Genomic DNA, 23322 nt, shown 5'->3' on the forward strand with positions numbered 1-23322 from the left:
ATTAGGGATTTATGTTACTCTGCATCATCATTTTGTAACATACACACTAGAGCAAGTGACATTCGAGGAACCAACAGTCCTCTACTCGCTTTTTTAAGTACTTCTTCGACGCAATTTCGCTAATTCAATTCTCATTACGAATACTCATTAGGTACACACATGAACGTAACAATTAATTGGGGCGGTGACGCCAAATTTGTAGGTCAATCAGGCTCAGGTCATGAAATAGTAATGGATGGCCCTCCTGACCATGGCGGAAAAAACCAAGGCCCTCGACCTATGGAAATGCTGCTACTAGGTTTGGGTGGCTGCACATCATTTGACGTCATGAGCATTCTGCAAAAATCCCGTCAAAACGTAACTGACTGCCAAGCAATTATCGACGCAGAACGTGCCGACGAAGTCCCCAGTGTTTTTACCAAGATCAGCATCCACTTCATTGTCAGTGGTGAGCAGCTTAAAGAAAGCCAAGTAAAAAGAGCCGTTTCTCTCTCTGCTGAAAAGTATTGCTCTGCTTCGATTATGCTTGAGAAAGGCGGTGTGGAAATCGCTCACAGCTATGAGATAAAAGAAGCCTGAGCCATAGTTCTTGAATATATAGAGCGAATTAAACTCACTAATTCGCTCTATGCCTCTTGCTATAAATCGATATAAGCAGAGACGGAAGAGCCCTGAACAAAATCGACCTTCAAGTGCTTCATTTTTTGCAGACAGATGGCTGTGTCAACGGCATTAGCCAAGACTTTCTTACCTAAATAGTGAGCGATTTCTATAATCGAATCCGCCGCCTTTTCATCACCTTCGGCTTGATTCAGCTCTTCCATAAACGACTCATCAATTTTGATCATATCGAAAGGCAACGCTTTGAGAAAGGCAAACGGAGACCGCTCTGAGCCAAAGTGATCGAGACAAAATTTGAAGCCTTCCGCTTTTAATTGGTTCATATAAGCCACCGCAGAGTGAATATCTTCAATCGCTGCGCAGTCATATAGATCAAAACATACTTTTCTAGCGGGAATTTTCCCTGCTCTGGAAAGAGAAAGCATTTGTTCAGTAAACTCTTCATCGCATAAAGAGTAACCACTAATCTGCACTCGGACATAGTTCTCATCATCTAAAACAGGGTGCTGATGTGCCTGCAAGGCTATCAGCTGCGCAATCCACCATGCATCCAGCTCTTTGGCATCTTCATCGCCACTGACCTCAAAAGGCGATTGCCCCCCCTCAACAAAGCACGACAGGTTCACGTGATTCTGTAATACGCTATTGCTGCTCGACGCATCGGCCTCACTCTCAGTATTGTTTAAACACTCCACAACCTGCATCTTCAGCTCAAGCGTCAGCGCACTAAAATCTATATCTTCAGGTAAAATGTTTTCTGACTCGTCAATATATAAAGTCGGGATATTGTCTGAATTGGCGACAGGCTCTGGTTCATTAACACGAACGCCATCCGAGGCAAACTCGTCTTCAAGCTCATTTCGATACTCTGAATCTGATCCATCGACACCCTCATCACTTTGATGTATTCGGGCAAAGCTCTCTTCAATTAACTCTAATGCAGCACGAATCATTGACTCTGGGTTATAAAACCCCATATGCGCCTTACTTTCACCAATCAACACTGACAATGCAGTCTCTTCAGACTCACATAGAGTCTCCAGCGTATCCTGGCACCGCAAACCTAAAAACTCTTCGCCATGGTCAACCGTAAATAAGACGAAGTCAGAATCATTAACCCGCCCTAAAACACCACCACCAAGCATACCACTCAATTGACCTGCAACATCCTTAGCGAAACTCGGCTCCAAACTTGCTGCATCATCTGTTTTGGTATCGTAAAAACGAATATAGAGTAAGTAACACTCTGCAGTTCGCTTGCCTTTCTTCATCAAGGTTCTAACCTGACGACAAAACTCTGATTTACGTATTAGGCCTGAACCTTCGTCATAATTCGACTCATACGCTATCTTGTCGTAAACCTCGGCAACCATATTGTCGAGGCTCTGGTTAACCATGGGTAGTTCATAATCAAAATCCAGAGATATTCGCCGGTCTCTTAGGTACGTCGCAAACTTTAGTAAGCCCAGCTCAATAACTTTCATACCCTGATGGTTTACACATACGAACTTGCTATAGCCTTTCGCTATCCAGACCAAGCGCATGTATTGCGGTTCCTTTCCTTCTCGCTCAAGTTGCAGCCAAGTACCCGTTTCAATAGATTTTGCTTTTAGAATCCAGGTTTTGAGCTCTTGAGACTTAGTAAGGTTTCGTTGCACCAAGTCATCTTCAGTCTCTGGCAGGTCTTGTAACTTAGCTTGCACCATATTATGGCAACCACGTGGCGCATTTTGAATAAGATGCTTTAACGACTCTCTTACAGTGCCAGACGCTTCATTCGTTCCCGATACCTGTTTCAGACCTTCTTGAATAACAGGAATAATTTTCTTAGCATCAACGGGGATTTCAGGATTGTCTCCAAAAGCAATTAGACGATCAAGAACCGATAAATAAGTATGCCACTGCTCACTATCTTCACCATATTTTATATGGGTGAGGTTCAGCAGTTCCTTCCAGCCATTTTCAACCAACACACTAACGGCTGATGGAACCTGCTTTCCAGCAAAACGTTGATTAAGTGCTGTTGCAACCGCAACCTTGGCCTCATCAACCTTATGCACACCATCAGCAGCGGCTGCCACTCGCTCTACATTCTTAACATATAGCTTGTTTTGCTTCTCGATCAATTGGTCCAATTCTGCCAGGACGCTATCGAATATTTCAGTATCTTGTTCAAACTGCTCAACAATCTGCTCTACTAATTCTGACACCTTTCGCCGGCTTGCAGGGTTCAAGGTAGCACCTTTTGCGCCAAGCTGAGCAATACGGTTCATAACAGCTCTGACGGAGCTATTATGATCTTCAAAGAAACGCTCATCTTTCAGTAGCACTTTCAGTACTGGTACTTCAAGTTTAAGTAGGTGCTGTTTTGCTTCAGAACTAATACGGGGGTTATTCCGCATACTGTAAAAAAAGCGATCTACGACATCGATAGCAACCTTCTGTTGCTCATCGAGTGCTTTTTCAGTTCCCTGCTGTTTGAAGCTCTCCTCTACTCGGGACATCAAGCTAGGGCGTTCTTCCAGCTTGTCAGCATCACTAGCACCTTGAAGCTCAGCAAGGCCTTCGGTGAACTCTCCTTGCGAGTAATTCTCTAGTGGAGCGCTGGCCTCACCTAAGCGCTGACTCTGTTCAGCTGATTTTTTCCGCAAAGATCGCATCAAACCCACAACATTATTTAGCGCACTTTGCACTTCTGCCTGATTTTGTTGGAATGGACTATCGCCACCCATTTGATTTGCTTGACCGGATAGTGTTCCTAGACCTGGAGCCGCACCTGAAGGAGAGCTTGCGGACTGAAAAGGCGGCGCTGTTAATGCAGCGCTTTGAGTATCAGCTTGCCCGGTTCCACCACCAAGAGATTCGATAAAGGAAGAACGCTGCTCTTCTAACGGGGCACTTGGCGCTCCCAAGGCATCTTGGTTTTGTTGAGTTTCAGCGGAGGTAGCTAAACTTGCTTGGCTTTCTAAACTGGCTGCCATAGGGGACGCTTCCGGCACATAGCCTGGCCTTCCCGCCACACCAGGCCCACCTGCAGAACCACCCTGAGCTGAATTTTCTTGCTCTTGCGGTCTTTTCTCCTGAGAGGGCTCTGGTTTTGATCGCTTAGGTTTAGCTTCTGCACGTGACTTGACTGCCTTAGCCAGATCCATATTCGGTAGAATATTATGGTTAACCAAAATCTGGTTTAAACCTAAATACAAACTATCAAGCGACGTCATTACCTGCTTTTCAAACACCTTGAAAACCAGTTTCTCTAGTGTCCCACCCAAGCGCAGAGGTATAACGGCGGCATGAAAAGCACTCACCAACAATGCTGGGCCAAAAACACTTTGGTGATGGTTTTTATCACCAATTCCTACCGCATCCAAACGGACTTTAAGAGGTAATAATTCGGCACGATATTGAGTTTCACATTTGGTAATCAAGACCCTTGAAGTCAACCAGTCTTCAAAGTCACCTTTATCGACAAGCGATAGGGTATCGCTCATTTTTGTAGACATATCCAGATGCTCTTGATATGCCCCTAAAGGATCTTGCACTCCAATTGAAAAACCAGCTTGCAGTTCACGCTGACTCTTCTCTACTTTCTCAGCAGCGGCCATTAGCTCATTGGCTTTTTGGTCACTTTGGGCCTGTATTGAAGCTTGCTTTATTTCCTCAATTAAAACTGGCCAAAGGTCTGTCATTAAGGGAAGTGTCGTGCTATGAATCCTTTCTATACACTCCTCAACAATCTTTTTGCTCTCTTCGCTTGGTGCCGAACGTGCACCCTGGTTCATAGCAACCAAAGCACGGATAGCTTGAGGTTTACGCTCAGTAAAGCGAATACCAAAAGCTCCTGTCATCATATGTGCGAGATGCGCACCGATGTGAAACTCTTTACCACGCAAGTCCTTAAAAGAAAGGTCCAGTAAATCTTCTTTTCTAAGTATGGCCAAAAAGTCGATATACTCACGATCAAATTTGAGAAACATACCGTCAGGGCAATAGTCTGCAATCACACAAGGAACATGGTGGGTTTTACCTAAGTGCAGTATTGCCTCATGATGAATCGGTCGACGAATACTTGAGCGACGTTCCTGACTCTTGTTCATTGCGTAATCCGCTGTTGTTGAGTTCGATTAATATGGTCCATGAATAGTCTAAATCTGTTTCATCAATACTTTTGCATTGCGGCTAGAGTTATAGTTTTTCCCGCCAGGCAAGTGCTCTGAAGAACTCAAGCCGAAGCCCCGTTCTTTAAACCATTGTTCAGTCTTAGTTGTTAACACAAATAAACGGGATAAGCCTAGAGACCTTGCTCTATCTGTTACAGCTTCTAACAAACGATCTCCACGGCCTTTTTGTCGATAATCCGGATCGACCGCGAAACACGAGAGTTCACCGGCCTTGTCTTCAGTAAAAGGATATAAACCAACACAAGCTATGATCGCGTTGTCACGAGCCTCAACCAGAAAATAATCTAATTCCGTCTCAAGTAGCTCTCGTGAGCGTCTAACCAAATAGCCTTGCTCTTCAAGAGGACGAATCAGGTTCAAAATACCGTTCGTATCTTCCAGTCTCGCTGGCCTTATTTGGTCAAAGACTTCGACACTAACCATTGTGCCATGACCATCTCGGGTAAATAACTCTTCAAGCAAAGCACCATCATGAGCATAACCAAGCAAGTGAGCTCTAGTCACACCAGCCTGGCAAGCTATCGCAGCGGAATATAGCAAATTCAAGGGAGTACCCGCGTCAATTAGCTCAGTACCAGCACGTTTTGTGTCGACAAGAGACAAGGCCTCTTCAGCCGTCAGCTGCTTTACTGCTGTGCCTTTTTCTGTCGAAATAGGGCTTTCACTACCTAGAAATATCAGCTTATCTGCTTGTAGCCTTACCGCTAAGTCCCCTGCGAGCTCTTCGTAGCTTAAATTGAAAATATCACCACTCATAGAGTACCCAGTTGCAGGAATCAAAACGATTGAGCTTGACTCTAAGCTCTGGGTAATAGCCTCGACTTCAATCTTCCTGACATGCCCCGTATGGCCCATATCGACACCTCGACTCACACCATGAGGCTTTGCCATAACAAAATTGCCACTGACTACTCGAATTTTAGCCCCGTGCATTGGCGAATTCACAACCCCCATAGAGAGGCGAGCCTCGAGCTCCGAACGAAGTCTTCCGTAGGCTTTAAGCACCGCAGGCATCATTCTTTCTTCCGTTACACGAAGGCCCAAGTGAAATTTTGAACGTATCCCCCGGTCGGCAAGCTCCTCATCTATTTGCGGACGAGCCCCAAAAACAATAGCCAAGCGAATACCCAAGCTATTTAGCAAACTAATATCATTGATAATATTCGCCAGATTATGGTTTGCTAGCGCTTCTCCGCTTAGGGCGAGCACAAAAACCTGATTACGGTGAGCATTTATATAGGGGGAAGCATTTCTAAACCAGCTCACCCACTCTTTCATTTCAGTCATCTATTTATGAATACCTGAGTTGGCAGCGTATTAGCGCCAAACTTCGACGAGTTCTATTTTCTCATTAGCAAAAAAGTAATCTGCAGTCCCACCGCCAAAAATAAGCGTCACTTCAATTTTTTGTTCGTCAGCAGATTTCAACAAGCCCTGGTAGGTTTTGCCATCCTTGAGTTCAATTCTTACTTTACGGTCGACGAATTCGGATAAAACCATAATATCAGTTGGCTGATAGCGTAAATTACTCAACACCACTGTCGCCTGACCGCTGCTCTCTGGTTTTTTAGGTTTCTCTTCAAGCACTGGCTCAGGCCGATAATAACTGCCATCTAAAAACAGCTGCAACGATTGACTCATTTTGCCGTTGATATTTGCACTTATTCCTAGACTAGACACTAGTTCCTGATCATAAAGTCGTTCTAACTCTCCCAACCTTATCGGCACAGGAGGTTCAACTTTTAACTTCAAGACACCGCCTTGCAACAATTTATCACGATATAAATCTTCGACAGCCTCATTTGCCAGCATTCCTATCCCCGCCATACCTATTCGCCAAGCTTGAGAAGCATGTTTTGCATAGGCCTCAGGCTCTAAGCCACTCTCTTCCGTGCATAAGTTCACCATACGACGAGCATAGCCCGCATCTAAATGACTCATTTCTAGGTTATGAATATTTATTGCTGACACATTTCCCGTTTCAATTACGGTATTAAGCTCTTCCAAATCCAGACTTAGGGCCAACTCTAACTTTCCGATCTTATCGATGTCTATCGACAGCGTAATCATATCTTTGCCGCGGGCTTGCTCATAATAGATGCGACCCGAAGCCGATAGCTCTTCTATCCCCATGGCTTTTAAAGCTGAGAAATCCAGAGATGAACGATCTCCGCAAGCAAACAAGCTCATTGGAACCAACACCTTATCGCCAATAAACAGAGCCATCCATTCATCAAGACCGCGCCCCTTAAAAGGCATTCGCAAGCCAGAGTAGCTCATTGAAATCGGAGCAGTCAATTTGCCTACTTTTAAGCTAGGCAAGGCTGTCATCATTGAAGATGCATTGCCTAAACCGAGCGTAAGTTTGTCTATATTAATCGGACGCTTCAAACTAAAAGGCGTTAAAACAAGTCCCTCAAAATGGATATTCCCTTCAAAGTCAACCGATAGCCAGGAATAGCTTAACGAAAGGCTTTTACTATGCTCTTGTTTAAAACTTTCTATAAACTGCATCGCAGAGTACGTGGCATAGGCCTTGATGCCTGCTACAAGGAGCAGCCCAAGAATCAATAAAGCCCCTAACTTCTTAATCATTTCTTATGTTCCAAGTAACTTATCCAACTTCGTATACAAACTATAGCAAATATTCTAAGAATTTAACTTTATCTTCAGATATTTAGGTCTAAGCTAAAATCTATAAGCTGTAGGCAATTAATGGGTTAATCACTGCCAATTCAGCATTTCACCATTTATATAGCTAAAGTCGAAGTTAGACCCTTACCATGAAGCACTCAGATGATGTATCCAGAGCAGTAGACCTTCTGAAAAAAACGCTGCCGGAAATGAACAAACGAAATATCGCTACTACGCCTAATAATTATGCGATTTGGTATGAGTTCGTCGTGGGTGACAACCCGGAACTTAGCAAAGCAATTCAAGAACTGGATGCTAAGAAGACAAGCTATACCACGGAAACCCTTCAATCACTCTATGAGAAATATATTTCAGACGCCCACGAAGCTGCAGTCAATAAGCTGAGCAATAGTGTTAAAGAAATTATTCATAACTTTCTCAACAAAGTTAATAAGGAGGGTCACGGACTAACTGATTACGCGCAGACCTTATCGTCGTTTTCTGAGAAAATGGAAGGTGCCAGTGACATCAGTGATATAAAGTCACTCATTAGCCATCTGCTAGATGAAACCAAGAAGCGTGAAAGCGCTGCACAGAGTATGCAAACTTCCCTTGAAAGCATGGCGCTTGAAATGAAAAAACTCAGGGCCGAAGTATCAAAGCTTAACTCTGAAGCAACAACAGATTCCCTCACAAAGGTGAACAATCGCCGTGCCTTTGATATGGAGATAGAAAACTTTATTTCTTCCAGCAAAGCCGAGAAGAAACCATTATGCCTACTGTTAATCGACCTGGATGATTTCAAGCGTTTTAATGAACAATTTGGTCATACAATTGGCGACAAAGTTCTTCGTTTTGTCGCGACACTCTTAAAAAACAACATTAAGGGCTGCGACTCGGTTGCTCGGTTTGCTGGCGAACAATTCGCAATTCTACTGCCTGAAACGGCCTGCGAAGGAGCTTACATTGTCGCTGAGAATATTCGTGAGCGCTTATCGAAACAAACTTTATCAGACAGCGCAGAAAAGATTGAACTAGGAACTGTCACAGCTTCGATCGGTGTCGCCGTATACAAGTATGGAGAGAGTGCAGAGCAGCTAATTCGTAAAGCTGATAAGTTCATGCACGAGGCAAAACGTTCAGGAAAGAATAAAGTTGTGGGCGGTTCAAATGTAGGTTCTGACAGCAAAGAGTCATCAAGTACGCTTATTTAAAACAATCAAGCGGCCATAATTACTGACCGCTCAGCACACTAAGTACTAGTCATTAGTAATCAGCGTTCCAACACCTTCATCTGTAAAGATTTCCAAAAGTGTTGAGTGGCTAACTCGACCGTCAATAATGTGCGAACTCTTTACTCCGTTTTTCACAGCCTCTAAAGCGCACTTAATTTTCGGCAACATACCGCCGTATATCGTTCCATCAGCAATCAACTCATCGACCTGAGCAGTTGATAAACCTGTTAACACCTCTCCCGATTTATCCTGCAGACCAGAAATATTTGTCAGTAGAATAAGTTTTTCTGCTGCTACCGCCTCAGCTACTTTTCCAGCAACCAAGTCAGCATTGATATTATAAGACATCCCATCTTCACCGACTCCGATCGGTGCAATAACGGGTATCACATCACTTTTGGTCATCATATCAATAACCGAGGTATCGACCGACTTGACCTGACCAACATGACCGTAATCTATAATTTCTGGTCGATCAACTTCTGGAGTTATTTTATCGACATGAAGTTTAGTTGCCTTGATCAGGTTTGCATCCTTCCCTGTAAGACCTATTGCCTTACCTCCATTGCTGTTAATAAGAGCAACAATTTCCTTATTCACTTTTCCGCCCAAGACCATCTCGACCACATCCATCGTCTGGCTATCGGTGACACGCATACCATCAACGAAGTGGCTTTCAATATTCAAACGCTCAAGCAAGTCACCTATTTGGGGGCCGCCCCCATGCACAACAATCGGATTGATGCCCACCAACTTCATCAACACAACATCTCTTGCAAAGCTGTTCTTTAAGTCTTCGTTCTCCATGGCGTTGCCACCATACTTAATCACCAAGGTTTTACCTGAAAAGCGCTGAATATAAGGCAGTGCTTTGCTTAATACTGAAGCCACCTGGCCAGCAGATTCTCTTGTTAAACTCATATTTTTCCTAACAAACAATAAAGGTCAGAATGGTTGACCTAAAAATTACATTCAATTGATGGATCGACTATCTGAAGCTGCGTCCTAAATATCGACTTCACTTCTTCTAAAGCTGCCTCATTATCAGCCTCGAACCTCAGAACCAATACGGGAGTGGTATTGGATGCACGACATAAACCCCAGGCATTTGGGTATTCGACTCGTAAACCATCTATCGTGGAAATATTTCCACCAACAAACTGGTCTTTCAAAGCACACAGACTTTCAACGATCATAAATTTAGACTCATCTGTCACACTGATATTTATCTCAGGCGTACTTAAGTCTTCAGGAAAATCGGCAAATACTTCTTCAGAAGAGCGATCTTCAATACCCAAGACTTCTAATAAACGAGCGGCAGCATAGAGACCGTCATCGAAGCCAAACCAACGCTCTTTGAAGAATACATGACCACTCATTTCACCAGCAAGTAATGCCCCGGTTTCTCTCATTTTAGCTTTCATATAAGAGTGTCCGCTCTTCCACATTACCGGGCGACCGCCATAACTGCTAATCAAACCATTAAGGCGTCGAGAGCATTTAACATCAAATAAGATATCTGCTCCCGGGTTACGGGAGACAACGTCTTTGGCGAACAACATCAACAAACGATCAGGCCAAATAATCTTACCTGTATTGGTTACAACGCCCAAACGATCTGCATCGCCGTCGAAGGCTAAACCGATATCCGCATCATGCTCTTGCACTGCGGCAATCAAGTCTCTGAGATTGTCTGGGTTACTAGGGTCAGGGTGATGATTAGGAAAACTACCATCAACCTCACAATGCAATGGAATAACTTCACAACCAAGTTCTTCAATTAGTTGTGGCGCAACCTTCCCGCCCACGCCGTTACCCGCATCCAATACAACTTTTAAAGGCGCAGCAACAGCAATATCATTTAGAATTGTGTCCATGTACTCTTGGGTCACATCGCTATCTGTACATGAACCTTCTCCATGCTCAAAGTCCTGCAACAAGATACGGTTGTAGAGCTTTTGAATATCATCGCCAGCCAAGGTTTTACCATCAAGCATGATCTTAAGGCCGTTATAATTAGCTGGATTATGACTGCCTGTAATCATCACACCACTTCCTGTTTTAAAGTGGTGCGTAGAGAAATATAAAACCGGCGTGGGAACCTGCCCAACATTGACGACATCCAGGCCGGTACTCAAGATCCCGCGGATCAATGAATCCGAGTACGGTACGCTAGAATAACGACCATCAAACCCGACGCATATCGCGTTTTGCCCTTGAAGAAGCGCCTCACTTGCAATAGCTTTACCTATTAACTCTACAAGCCCTTCGTTTAAGGTTTCGTCAACCACACCCCGGATATCATAGGCGCGGAAAATAGTCTGGGGAATATCTATATCCAGACCTTGCACTTCCGAAACCATATCATCTGTATCACCAAGCGCTCCAGAACCTTCTGCATCATTTAACACATCCAAATCAAGCAAATCATCATCAAACAGAGGCGCATCATCTTCTACGTCATTCGAAACAGGAGCTGTTTTTTTAGACTGCTCTTCTTTTGGCTTATTAGCGGTCTGTTGCACAGACTTCTTCGCACTCGCGGATAAGTGCTTTATGTGTTCAGATACAGCTGACGACATTGCTGTGAACTCTCCAAAGGAGAAGGAGGCACGCCCAGTTTTGCCACCCGAAGCAAGCCCAGCTGCCATTTGACTAACTTGAAGAATATCTTTACGAACACTTAGCATGTTCATCCGAGCGATTAACACTAGCCCAAGAATTAGCACAACACCTACCCCAAGCAAAATAATCATCACCATTATTCGGTCAATCTGTAAGGACTTTCTAGCATCAGGAGCGTAGGTAATTGTGACGCCAGGCACACTGGTAGCACTCTTTAGTTTATTTGCCGAGTTGCCTTTTCCAAAGGATAAGATCGCTCGCCCGGACTGAGATGCCAAAGCCACCTCACCAGCACTTGCCGCCTCACTCTGCTTGAGAGTTGACTCGATGATATTCAACTGAAATATAGCCAGCATAATATCACCAGACAACGCTTGTGATTCACGTTGTTTTACAGGGCTTGCAAACTGAATATACCAAACACCTTCGTTAAAGAAGGGTTCTATTAATAAGCTCTCTTTCTTTAGCGAACGCCTCAGCAAGTCGATACTGGCAAAAGAAAGCGCTGGGTTATTTTGTCGCAAACTTTCTAGCTTGGAACTAGGCACCTGATAAACAGCATCAAGCTCTGCCCAAAAGCTCTTAAGTTGACGACTTGATAAGCCTTCTTCGCCAGAATCTTGTAAAGATATATTGGCTACACTTCGCTTTTTCGCATCTATGTAAGCATTAAAACTTTGAGCCAGAGAGTCTAGACGCTGTTGATCTACCTCTGCATTAAATGCAATTTCATTTTGACGTAGCGAGAACTGGTCAATTAAAAAATACGATACAGTCAAGCCTATCAACACAAGTAAGGCCGGTTGGTATATCCACGATACCAGGCTTTTTCCTACTTTTGTTTTCTTTGAAGATTTGACTTTCTTCGCAGGCTTCTTGGCTGCCGCCTCTTCTTTAGTGCTATCTTTGACAACCGTATCTTTCTTTTTGAACATGCTCAAGCTCTCACTCTATTGTTACTATGCTCTGCCAGTCGAACCAAAACCGCCCTCACCGCGAGCACTTTCCGTAAATTCTTCAACAACCTCAAATTGCGCCTGAACAACCGGCACAAGCACTAACTGCGCAATGCGTTCACCAACCTCAATAACAAAGTTTGAGTTCCCCCGGTTCCAGCAAGAAACCATTAACTGCCCTTGGTAATCTGAGTCAATCAGGCCTACCAAGTTGCCCAAAACAATACCATGTTTATGCCCAAGTCCGGATCGCGGTAATATCATCGCAGCCAGATTCGGATCTTCGATATAAATAGACAACCCTGTAGGTAACAAAACGGTTTCACCAGGAGCCAGCTCTATGCTTTTATCTAAGCAAGCCCTTAAATCTATTCCAGCAGAGCCTTGAGTTGCGTATTCTGGCATGGGGATTTCTGAACCCAAGCGTTCATCCAAGATTTTTACCTGTAGTGTTTGTCGCGTCATTATCAGATCTTCTCAATATTTATTTACTGTCGACATAAGTTTAGATGCTTCTTTCGCTTTGTATATGCGAGTTTCGCTAAGAAGCGCTTCCATCCATTTTTTTTGCTATATCCTTTACTATTTCTTCAGCTAAAGAGGCTTTGGACTGCTTAGCGCAAGCCTTTTCATCTTGCGCAGTAATTATCCATGCCTCATTCTGATCACTGTTAAAGCCTATCTCGGGCTTGGATACATCATTCGCTATAATCATATCCAAGTTCTTACGCTTAAGTTTGTCTCTGGCATAATCCAACACATCATGTGTTTCTGCAGCAAAACCAACGGTAAAAGGACGTGACTTTAATGAGGAAACTGTCGCTACAATATCCGGATTTTGCTCTAAGGTAATAGTCATCGACTCGCCTTCATCAGGCTTCTTCTTTATTTTCTTTGTTTGTATCGTCTGAGGCCTGTAGTCCGCCACCGCTGCACACGCAATGAAAATATTATTTGAACCGCCAAGCTGTGCCAAAACAGTATCCCTCATTTCTACTGCTGACAATACATTCAAACGCTCAACTCCATCGGGCGCGTCAAGTTTTGTCGGGCCAGAAACCAAGGTAACCTTTGCCCCTGCACGAACACAACTTTCAGCAAGTGCATAGCCCATTTTCCCCGAGCTGTGATTACTAATATAGCGGACCGGGTCAAGCGCTTCCTGTGTTGGTCCGGCAGTGATCACTACCTTACGCCCAGCCAATAAGCTAGATGGTTCTTTAGTAATTAATATCTCTAGCGACTCACACAGCTCCGCGGGCTCTAACATTCTGCCAGGACCGACATCCCCACAGGCTTGTTCTCCCTGTGCTGGCCCCAGGATTGTCACTGCAGACCCCAGAGTTTTAGTCAATTCAGAAATATTCCGCCGAGTCAGTGGGTTCAACCACATAGCCTGATTCATTGCAGGCGCCAGGAATACCTGAGCAGTACTAGCCAACAGCAAAGTATTAAGCAAGTCGCCCGCCATACCTTGAGCATATCTCGCTAAAAAGTCAGCTGTGGCTGGAGCAACCAAGATAAGATCTGGCCATTTTGCCAGTTCAATGTGACCCATTCCTGCTTCTGCATCGGAGTCTAACAGTTCAGTTTGGACGGGGTTACCAGACAAAGCCTGCAGGCTAAGTGGGGTAATAAATTGCTGAGCTCCCCTACTCATCACAACACGTACTTGTGCGCCAGCCTTAACGAGCTGCCTGCACAGGTCTGCAGATTTGTAAGCTGCGATACCGCCGGTTATCCCAAGTAATATCTTTTTGCCGCTCAGTTTGGAGCTCATACCTACTTCCCTTCACGATAAAAGCGAAAAGATACCACTCATAGCCCTCGATTTCACGCTAAACCAAGAGTTTATTAGGAGTTCGGCGTCAAGCACTCTCATGCGAACTGCTCACTCTGCATTTTTTACAGGCAAAAAAAAGAGCGCTAAAAAGCGCTCTTTTTCAATAAGCTGATACCACGAGGGTAGCATGCTCATCGAGAGAAATTACATAGGAGTAACGTTCTCAGCTTGTGGACCTTTCTGACCAGTACCAACTGTAAATTCTACAGTCTGACCTTCAGCAAGAGTCTTGAAGCCATCAGATTGAATAGCGCTGAAGTGTACAAACACGTCTGGGCCATTTTCCTGCTCGATGAAACCAAAACCTTTAGATTCGTTGAAAAACTTAACTTTACCAGTAACTCTATCTGACATAATCATATCCTGACTAAAAAACTAAAACATAAAATCGCCGAAAAACTGGATATAACTTATGCTTACCGGGTTGAACACTATTACTAGCAAGTCTAAACACAGAACATAAAAAAATAGCCGGGCTTTCTAGGCTGCCTGCAGTATACTCTATTAAATCTTAAATACAAACCTCATACATAAAGAGTCACAAAAAGTAAACATTCCCTACCGCCTATATTAGCTACTACCTTATGAATAAAAGCAAACGCACTGAAATTTTTACACGCTTACGAAATGAAAACCCATCCCCCGAGACAGAGCTGAACTACAGCTCCCCTTTTGAGTTACTGATAGCTGTCGTCTTATCAGCCCAAGCAACTGACAAAGGTGTAAATAAAGCAACCGATAAACTGTTTCCCATTGCCAATACCCCCGAAACAATTAGAGACTTGGGCCTTGATGGCTTAAAGGCTTATATAAAAACCATTGGCCTGTTTAATGCAAAAGCAGAAAACGTCATTAAAACATGCAACATACTGATAGATAAGCATAATAGTGAGGTCCCACAAACCAGAGAAGAGCTTGAGGCTTTGCCTGGTGTAGGAAGAAAAACTGCAAACGTGGTATTGAACACGGCATTTAAACAAGTTGCCATGGCCGTCGACACGCATATTTTTAGAGTGTCCAATCGGACAAAAATCGCACCCGGTAAGAATGTACTGGAAGTTGAAAAGAAGCTTCTTAAATTTGTTCCCAAAGAGTTCTTATTAGACGCTCACCACTGGCTTATTCTTCACGGACGTTACACATGCGTTGCCAGAAAACCTAAATGCGGCGCCTGCTTAATTGAGGACTTATGCGAATTTAAAGAAAAAACCGGCGAGTAATTACTTACTAGCCGGTTACAATAATTATCCTGAATTAGGGGCTACTGTCGAATACCTTCGATGTTCAGCTCAATTTCTACGTGTGTCGAAGCAGGGCCCAAGTTACGGGTAATACCGTAATCAGCAAGCTTTAAGCTCGTCTTACCGGTGAACCCAGCTCGATAACCACCCCAAGGATCTTTCCCTTCACCCACCTTTTCAACCGGGAAACTAATACTTTTACTTACCCCATGAAGCTCGAAATTCCCCGTTACTATCGCACTATCTTCATCAATCACCTTAAAGTTCGTACTTTTAAAGGTCGCAAGCGGAAACTTCTTAACATCTAGGAAGTCATCACTTTTTAAATGCTTATCACGTTCAGCATGATTGGAATCAATACTATCAGTTTGAATTGTCACATTAATTGAAGATTTTTCAGGTGCTGCAGCATCATAAGAAAAACTACCGTCAAACTCATTAAAGCGCCCTAAAAGCCAGCTATAACCCAAGTGCTTTATCTTAAAGGAAACAAATGCATGCGCGCCCTTTACATCGATCGCATAATCAGCGGCATTCGCAACACCTACTGGGCCAAGAGTGCCAAGCGCCAATAGACCAGATAAAATTAACTTCTTCATATTATTCTCCTAAGTTGGATTTGAGACTTATTTCCCCGACCGTAACATTTTGACCAAGGTTGTATCTTTATTAATAAAATGGTGTTTTAAGGCACCTGCCACATGAAGTATTACCAAAACAATCAAAGTCCAGGCGAGATAAAAATGAATTTCGCCTGCTATATCTTCCTGGTTCTCGATCAAAGAAGGTAGTGCTGGCACATCAAACAACTCGAACACGCCTACACCTCGACCGTCAGCAGTAGAAATAAGATAACCACTACTCATTATCAGAAACATAAGAATATATAACATTAGATGCACTAGGTGCGCCACCTTGTGCTCGAACGCCTCACCTTTACGCCCACTTACCTCGGGTTGTGGAACAATGTTAATAGTGCGCCAAATGACTCGAAATATGAGCGCCAAGAGCAGACATACACCAATACTTTTATGCAGATCCAAAGAGCCCTTATACCAGGAATCATAATAGCTGAGCTCAACCATGTATAAACCCAAGCCAAAGAGGAAGAATATACTAACAGCCATGAGCCAATGAATTATAATAGCCACCAAACCGTAAGAACTTACTGTATTCCGGATCATCACACATTCCTGCTAAACAGAAGAAACAATGATGTCACTATAGATCAAGGACACTTGTGCGGAAATATAAAATATGCAGAAGCGTTGTGCATAATTGCACACAGAGTAAATTGGGGTGCGCGCTCTTATTCTAGAAACAAGAGAGTTTTATACCATAGCGAGTATGGAAACTAGTTATGAGAAGATAATAAACGGCGTAGCGATAATTAATAGCAGAATTAACAGCAACAGCGAGTTAAAAACAAACTGAAGCCTTTTATAAAGCGGGCGATTCCGCTTTTTAAAGGCCTTCGACCATTCAAGAAAAGGTGTAACAGTGCTGAATAGGCGGTTAAAAAAACCTTGGCGATCTATCGATGTATTCGGCACTAAAGTTGCGCGTGCCAAGAGCTTGTATACCCAGTTAATCCCTCGACCAAATATATTCATTGGGCGCTCAACATCACACATTAGAATCAGTCGATAGTCTTCGGTATTGTTATTCACATAGTGAATATAAGTTTCATCAAAACAAAATGCCTCACCATCCCTCCAAGAATAGCTTTTGCCATCAATATTGATAAAACAGGCATCTGAGTTAGGTGTAGATAGCCCAAGCTGATACCGGTATGAGCAGGCAATGGGATCGCAGTGGCGAGTCAACTCTGAGCCTGGAGGCAACAAAGTAAACATTGCACCGTTTACTGAAGGAATGTTTTTTAGCAGCTCAACTGTATTAGGGCATAGCTTCTTTGCAGATTCATGCGTGTAACCATACCAGTTGACATAGAATTTACTCCAACCATGCTTATAGAAGGTTCTAAAGCCAACATCATAGTACGATGCAGAGCCTTCTTTGGTTGTCTTCTCAAAGTAACCCTGCTCTCTAAGACTCTCCGCCTCTTCACGCACGAGTTCCCACTTGTCAGTAAGAGACTGAAGCTCAGCAAAATCATCAATATTAACAATCGGTTTACGATAATTTCGCTTGGTCGACACATACAGAAAACAATTGAGAGGAGCAAAAATTGGCCAAGCTTTCCGGAGATATTCGCGAAGATTCTTATAGCGCACCTCTCCTCGATAGTTACACACATATACACAGCTGACTGTACTCAGTGCCACAACGAGAAGAATTACTAACAGAGCAAGGCTCATCGGTACCGACCTTATCTACATATAAGCCCTGCTTAGACAGAGCTTTAAACGCCAATAAAAAATTAAGCGACAGTTCCGTTTTTAGAACGGAATATCATCATCAAAATCATCACTAGGAGGCGCCATTGCTGGAGCGCTTTGCGGAGCGGCTTGAGGCGCTGCCTGAGTATATGCCTGGCCGCCCTGTTGTGGCGCGCGCTGATAGCCTTGTTGAACCGGCGCCGCCTGCTGTGGCTGCGCATAGCCCTGCGGTGCAGCCTGTGCTTGTGGTGCTGCTTGAGGAGCAGGCTGTGCCTGATACCCGCCTTGCGTGGCTGCTTGCGGCTGATCAAATCCACCCTGCTTACTATCTAGCATCTGCAGTTCGTTCGCAACAATCTCGGTGGTATAGCGATCTTGTCCGCTTTGATCTTGCCACTTTCTGGTCTGCAACTTACCTTCGATATAGACTTTAGAGCCTTTACGCAGATAATCTTTTGCAATTTCAGCTAAACGATTAAACATAACAACACGATGCCACTCCGTTTTTGGCACCATCTGTCCACTGTTTTTATCTTTATAACTTTCATCCGTAGCAATATTCAGGTTTGTGACCGCTGAACCTTGCGCCGTCATGCGCGCATCAGGATCTTGCCCTAAATTACCGATCAAAATTACTTTGTTTATACCTCTTGCCATTACCTTTCCCCGAATTATTTTTTGCTCTAATCTAATTATTGTCTCATGCTTAACGATAGCATTCCATAACCGAATCCAGCTCCTGCTGATTTAGTTTACCTTTGATTACTTTGAGATAAGCCACCTTATCTTCAGGCACCAAAACAACCTCTTCAACACCTCCCACTGAGCTAAGCCTATCGGTTATTTCCTGAGCCTGAGAGTCTGCCAAAGCTGAGAAACTTAAGGTCATACCTGTTTCAGAGCTTGGGTTAGCCATGCCGCGAGCAAATAGAAACCAGCCAAGACAAACAATACTTACCAGCAGATAAACGCCTGACTCATCATAGCTACTTAGAACCCAACCACCTAACACCCCCCCAACAAAGGCACCAAAGAACTGGCAAGTTGAATAAACCCCCATCGCCGTTCCTTTGCTTCCAGCCGGACAAATCTTACTGACCAAAGAAGGCAAACTCGCTTCGAGCAAGTTAAAAGCCATAAAGTAAAAAAACAAGCTAAGCCAGAAATATAAAAACTGGTTCTGAGTCAAACTAAAACTCAGTGACGAAGCCAGAAGAAGCAGAATTGCGAATAAAAAAACCGGCTTCATTTTCTGCTTCTTTTCACCAATGATAATAAAAGGAACCATTGCGAAAAATGATGTCACCATCACTGTTAGATAGACCAGCCAATGATCCTCGCCCGGCATATTAATTTTGTTAAGCAATGACATGGGGACAGCTATAAACAAAGCTGTCAGGCAAAGGTGAAGTGCAAAAATGCCGATATCAAGGCGAACTAGCTCTTTATGCTTTAAGACGTCCATTAACTGGCTCTTGAACAAACGGGTATTCCTGTCGGATGCACTCTGAACAGGATTCGGCACAAAGAAGTACAGCCAGAACATTCCGAACAGTGCCAACACAGCAGTAAACCAGAAAATCCCCTGAAGCCCAAGAACACTTCCCACTAAAGGCCCTATAACCAAGGCAACAGAAAAAGATACACCAATAGACATACCAATAATTGCCATCGATTTGGTGCGGCTCTCTTCACTCGTTAAATCACTTAGCAAAGCCATCAAGACACTGGCAATTGCCCCTGCCCCCTGAAGGAATCGGCCAAATATCACACCGTAAATTGTCGTTGAAAGTGCCGCGACCAAACTGCCAATGAGAAATAGGAGCAGCCCGAAGAAAATCAGTTTTTTGCGACCAAATCGGTCAGACAGTGCACCAAAGGGAACTTGGAACAGCGCCTGGCTCAAACCATAAGCACCAATAGCAACACCAATTAGAATTTCACTCGACCCGGCTAGCTCCTGCCCATATAAAACAAAAACCGGCAAAACCATAAACAAGCCAAGCATACGCGAAGCATATAAAAGAGCTAAAGAAATTACCGAGCGCTTTTCACTAGCAGTCATTATTTTGTATACATTCATCAAATTATTCGGGCAGCCATTCTATCATTAAGACCCACTGCAAGGAATCACAATACAGGTCTAATAAGTACTAATGAGCGCTTACACCCCATTAGCGTAATATGTCATACAAGTTAGCGTCTAAATTGCTATAATCGACCGTTTTTAAGCATCGGTTAATAGATTAATGGATAAGATCCTCGTTCGTGGCGCAAAAACACACAACCTAAAAAATATCGACCTTACAATTCCTCGTGATAAGCTAATCGTAATAACCGGTTTATCTGGCTCCGGTAAATCATCGCTCGCCTTTGACACGCTTTATGCTGAAGGCCAGCGACGTTATGTCGAGTCTCTGTCGACTTACGCTCGTCAATTCCTGTCGATGATGGACAAACCTGAAGTCGACCATATTGAAGGTCTTTCTCCAGCCATATCCATCGAGCAAAAATCCACCTCTCACAATCCACGATCTACTGTCGGTACGATTACTGAGATCTATGACTACCTTAGACTTCTATTCGCTCGCGCAGGCGAACCCCGATGCCCTGAACATGACGTACCACTTAATGCGCAAACCGTTAGCCAGATGGTTGATAAAGTGCTTGAGCTCCCTGAAGAAAGTCGGCTTATGCTGCTCGCCCCAATTGTTCAAAACCGCAAGGGCGAACATCTTCATGTATTCCAAGACCTCTTAAGCCAAGGATTTATTCGGGCCCGAATTGACGGCATCATTACTGATCTTGATGACACGCCCAAGCTCGAGAAGAACAAGAAACACACTATTGAAGTAGTTGTTGATCGCTTTAAGGTTCGCAGCGATATCCAACAACGTATCGCAGAATCCTTTGAGACATGCCTTGCCCTAACCGACGGCATTGCAGTTGTTGCCCCAATGGGTGAAGACGATGACCTAGAAGAGATCATCTTCTCTTCACGATTTGCTTGCCCCCATTGCGGTTATGCAATTAGCGAGCTTGAGCCTCGCATGTTCTCTTTCAATAATCCTGCCGGTGCTTGTGGCTCCTGCGATGGCTTAGGCGTTAATCAGTTTTTTGATCCTGATAGAATCGTACACAACCCCAGCCTAACACTTGCAGAAGGCGCGATTAGGGGCTGGGATCGACGCACGATCTACTACTTTCAACTCTTAAGTAATGTGGCCGAACACTATAATGTCGACATCTCTAGTACCTATGAGGAGCTACCTGATAGTTTTAAACAAACCCTCCTCTACGGAAGCCAGGATGAAGAAATATCGTTCACCTATGTCAATAGCCGTGGCGACAGCGTACAACGCTCGCACGTTTTTGAAGGTGTCATTCCTAACATCGAAAGACGCTATAGAGAAACTGAATCAAATATGGTTCGGGAAGACCTTGCTAAGTACCTGAACAATCAACCTTGTCCAAGCTGCCATGGCACTCGATTAAAACAAGCATCGCGGCATGTTTACATAAACAAAGACTCACTACCCGACTTAGCCAAGCTCCCCATTGGTACTGCTTTGGATTATTTCGAAAACCTAGAACTTAGCGGTCAACGAGGAGAAATAGCTGACAAGATTCTAAAAGAGATCCGCTTACGATTGGAGTTTCTAGTGAACGTAGGCCTAGATTATCTAAATCTGGAACGTAGTGCCGACACATTATCCGGCGGCGAAGCCCAAAGAATACGGCTAGCAAGCCAGATTGGCGCCGGGCTTGTGGGCGTCATGTATATTCTGGATGAACCATCGATCGGACTTCACCAACGGGACAATGACCGCCTCTTAAAAACGCTCACTCATCTCAAAGAGCTAGGCAATACTGTAATCGTTGTTGAACACGACGAAGATGCTATCAGACTTGCCGATCACGTCATTGATATCGGCCCGGGGGCTGGAATACATGGTGGCGAGATCGTCGCCGAAGGTACACCTGATGAAGTTATGTCCAACCCTGCATCCCTAACCGGCCAATATCTGTGTGGCAGCAAACGAATTGAAATCCCGGATGAACGCCATAAACCAAATAAGAACAAACAACTCATTCTGCAAGGCGCCAAGGGAAATAACCTTGAAAACGTTACACTTGAAATTCCAGTTGGCTTATTTACCTGCATTACTGGTGTTTCAGGCTCTGGTAAGTCAACCCTGATCAACTCAACGCTTTACCCCTTAGCGGCGACTGAACTAAATAATGCCACGACCTTAAATGCAGCAGAGCACGAAGCCATTCACGGCATGCACTTTTTCGACAAAGTGATCGATATTAATCAGAGCCCGATCGGACGCACCCCAAGATCAAACCCCGCGACCTATACAGGACTGTTTACACCTATCAGAGAGTTATTTGCTGGCACTCACGAGGCAAGGTCTCGTGGATATAAACCAGGCCGCTTTAGCTTCAATGTTAAGGGTGGCCGCTGTGAGGCCTGTCAGGGTGATGGCGTCACAAAAGTAGAAATGCACTTTCTACCTGATGTCTATGTTCCTTGTGATGTTTGTAAGAGCAAGCGATACAACAGGGAAACACTAGATATCACCTATAAAGGGAAGAATATCCACGAAGTTCTGGACCTTACTATCGAAGATGCGCGTGAATTCTTTGACGCGGTTCCCTTTATTGCCCGAAAGCTTCAGACCTTAATGGATGTTGGCCTGTCGTATATCCGACTTGGTCAAAGTGCGATTACACTATCTGGCGGCGAAGCCCAGCGTGTCAAACTAGCTAAAGAGCTTTCCAAGCGAGATACAGGTAAAACCCTCTACATCCTTGACGAACCAACTACTGGCTTGCACTTCTATGATATCCAGCAATTACTGACTGTTCTTAACAGGCTTAGAGATCACGGCAATACGATTGTCGTAATCGAGCACAATCTAGATGTCATAAAAACTGCTGACTGGATAGTAGATCTAGGCCCAGAAGGCGGCTCAAAAGGCGGCCAAATCGTCGCAACGGGCAGCCCTGAGCATGTGTCAGAGGTAGATGGTTCATTTACTGGAGAATTCTTAAAGCCAATCCTGGCCAGGAAATAAATATCAATAAAACAAGGCCTGCGGGCCTTAGCTTATTTATTCCAGACACAAAAAAACCAGCACTAGGCTGGTTTTTTTTACGACGGTGAGTAGTAAAACTACTCGTCGTCATCCTCGAAGGCTTCAACCACTGGGCGGTCAACTAGCTCAACGAACGCCATTGGCGCTGCATCACCAGAACGGAAACCACATTTTAGAATGCGGATATAACCACCTGGGCGATCTTGGTAACGAGGACCAAGCTCATTAAACAATTTCGCTACAACAGCATTGTCACGAGTACGAGCAAAAGCCAAACGGCGATTTGCAACTGTATCGTTCTTCGCTAACGTAATCAAAGGCTCAGCTACACGACGTAGCTCTTTAGCTTTTGGCAAAGTTGTTTTGATTAACTCATGCTCAACAAGAGAAGCTGCCATATTTTTGAACATGGCTTTTCTGTGCGAGCTATTTCTATTAAGTTTACGACCACTTTTACGATGACGCATTTTATAATTCCTTACCTATTCAAACCGAGGATGACTTAGCCACCCAGTACTCGGTCATCACCTTTCAAACTA

General features: G+C 44.1%; 18 protein-coding genes. 4 read left to right on the plus strand and 14 right to left on the minus strand.

The features are described 5' to 3' along the window. Positions 1–159: 159 nt before the first annotated feature. A complete protein-coding gene (locus A3766_RS27140) occupies positions 160–579 on the plus strand; it encodes an OsmC family protein (protein ID WP_068512558.1) in 420 nt (139 codons plus the stop codon). A 59-nt stretch (positions 580–638) separates the two neighbouring features. On the opposite strand, the gene A3766_RS27145 is transcribed toward A3766_RS27140, so the two are convergent. The 3 genes from A3766_RS27145 to A3766_RS27155 are packed head-to-tail and all read right to left on the minus strand — an operon-like array spanning position 639 to position 7397. Next, positions 639–4718: a DUF1631 family protein gene (locus tag A3766_RS27145; protein ID WP_068512561.1), complete on the minus strand. Its 4080-nt coding sequence runs from the start codon at positions 4716–4718 to the stop codon at positions 639–641. 48 nt (positions 4719–4766) lie between these two features. Next, complete coding sequence (gene argA / locus A3766_RS27150) at positions 4767–6089, minus strand: amino-acid N-acetyltransferase (protein WP_197470293.1); 1323 nt, start codon at positions 6087–6089, stop codon at positions 4767–4769. A 30-nt stretch (positions 6090–6119) separates the two neighbouring features. After that, positions 6120–7397, minus strand: coding sequence for an LSM domain-containing protein (locus tag A3766_RS27155; RefSeq protein ID WP_068512564.1), 1278 nt, complete (start codon positions 7395–7397; stop codon positions 6120–6122). Between the two features lie 188 nt (positions 7398–7585). Between A3766_RS27155 and A3766_RS27160 the strand changes: the two genes are divergently transcribed. Then, positions 7586–8650 carry a GGDEF domain-containing protein gene (locus A3766_RS27160; protein WP_068512567.1) on the plus strand — a complete coding sequence of 355 codons (1065 nt, stop codon included), beginning with the start codon at positions 7586–7588 and terminating at the stop codon, positions 8648–8650. A 45-nt stretch (positions 8651–8695) separates the two neighbouring features. Here the strand turns inward: A3766_RS27160 and argB are convergent, their stop codons facing one another. The 5 genes from argB to A3766_RS27185 all read right to left on the minus strand — a co-directional run bounded on the left by argB (position 8696) and on the right by A3766_RS27185 (position 14449). Further along, complete coding sequence (gene argB / locus A3766_RS27165; protein WP_068512576.1) at positions 8696–9592, minus strand: acetylglutamate kinase; 897 nt, start codon at positions 9590–9592, stop codon at positions 8696–8698. 38 nt (positions 9593–9630) lie between these two features. Further along, positions 9631–12231 (minus strand): phosphomannomutase/phosphoglucomutase, encoded by a 2601-nt coding sequence (locus tag A3766_RS32535; protein ID WP_082865411.1) that lies wholly within the window; start codon positions 12229–12231, stop codon positions 9631–9633. A 24-nt stretch (positions 12232–12255) separates the two neighbouring features. Beyond that, positions 12256–12717, minus strand: a complete 462-nt coding sequence (gene dut, locus A3766_RS27175) for a dUTP diphosphatase (RefSeq protein WP_068512582.1) — start codon at positions 12715–12717, stop codon at positions 12256–12258. A gap of 76 nt (positions 12718–12793) precedes the next feature. Then, positions 12794–14032, minus strand: coding sequence for a bifunctional phosphopantothenoylcysteine decarboxylase/phosphopantothenate--cysteine ligase CoaBC (coaBC, locus tag A3766_RS27180; RefSeq protein WP_068512586.1), 1239 nt, complete (start codon positions 14030–14032; stop codon positions 12794–12796). Positions 14033–14239: 207 nt separating this feature from the next. Then, positions 14240–14449: a cold-shock protein gene (locus tag A3766_RS27185; RefSeq protein WP_068512589.1), complete on the minus strand. Its 210-nt coding sequence runs from the start codon at positions 14447–14449 to the stop codon at positions 14240–14242. A gap of 230 nt (positions 14450–14679) precedes the next feature. Here A3766_RS27185 and nth point away from each other — a divergent pair, with 230 nt between their 5' ends. Next, positions 14680–15315: an endonuclease III gene (gene nth / locus A3766_RS27190; protein ID WP_068512591.1), complete on the plus strand. Its 636-nt coding sequence runs from the start codon at positions 14680–14682 to the stop codon at positions 15313–15315. Between the two features lie 41 nt (positions 15316–15356). Here the strand turns inward: nth and A3766_RS27195 are convergent, their stop codons facing one another. The 5 genes from A3766_RS27195 to A3766_RS27215 all read right to left on the minus strand — a co-directional run bounded on the left by A3766_RS27195 (position 15357) and on the right by A3766_RS27215 (position 19761). Next, entirely contained in the window at positions 15357–15935 is a 579-nt protein-coding gene (locus A3766_RS27195) for a YceI family protein (protein WP_068512594.1), read from the minus strand. Between the two features lie 27 nt (positions 15936–15962). Beyond that, complete coding sequence (locus A3766_RS27200) at positions 15963–16520, minus strand: cytochrome b (protein ID WP_068508569.1); 558 nt, start codon at positions 16518–16520, stop codon at positions 15963–15965. 174 nt (positions 16521–16694) lie between these two features. Continuing rightward, on the minus strand, positions 16695–17498 hold the full coding sequence (locus A3766_RS27205) for an aspartyl/asparaginyl beta-hydroxylase domain-containing protein (protein ID WP_197479249.1): 804 nt from the start codon (positions 17496–17498) through the stop codon (positions 16695–16697). A gap of 240 nt (positions 17499–17738) precedes the next feature. Next, on the minus strand, positions 17739–18335 hold the full coding sequence (gene ssb / locus A3766_RS27210; RefSeq protein ID WP_068512598.1) for a single-stranded DNA-binding protein: 597 nt from the start codon (positions 18333–18335) through the stop codon (positions 17739–17741). Positions 18336–18384: 49 nt separating this feature from the next. Then, positions 18385–19761 (minus strand): MFS transporter, encoded by a 1377-nt coding sequence (locus tag A3766_RS27215; protein WP_231872100.1) that lies wholly within the window; start codon positions 19759–19761, stop codon positions 18385–18387. Between the two features lie 166 nt (positions 19762–19927). On the opposite strand from A3766_RS27215, the gene uvrA reads away from it, so the two are divergent. Further along, positions 19928–22762, plus strand: a complete 2835-nt coding sequence (gene uvrA, locus A3766_RS27220; protein WP_068512604.1) for an excinuclease ABC subunit UvrA — start codon at positions 19928–19930, stop codon at positions 22760–22762. Positions 22763–22860: 98 nt separating this feature from the next. Here uvrA and rplQ read toward each other — a convergent pair whose 3' ends face one another. Next, positions 22861–23250, minus strand: a complete 390-nt coding sequence (rplQ, locus tag A3766_RS27225) for a 50S ribosomal protein L17 (protein WP_068511128.1) — start codon at positions 23248–23250, stop codon at positions 22861–22863. Positions 23251–23322 lie beyond the last annotated feature (72 nt).

The sequence above is a fragment of the Oleiphilus sp. HI0132 genome, from assembly GCF_001635845.1.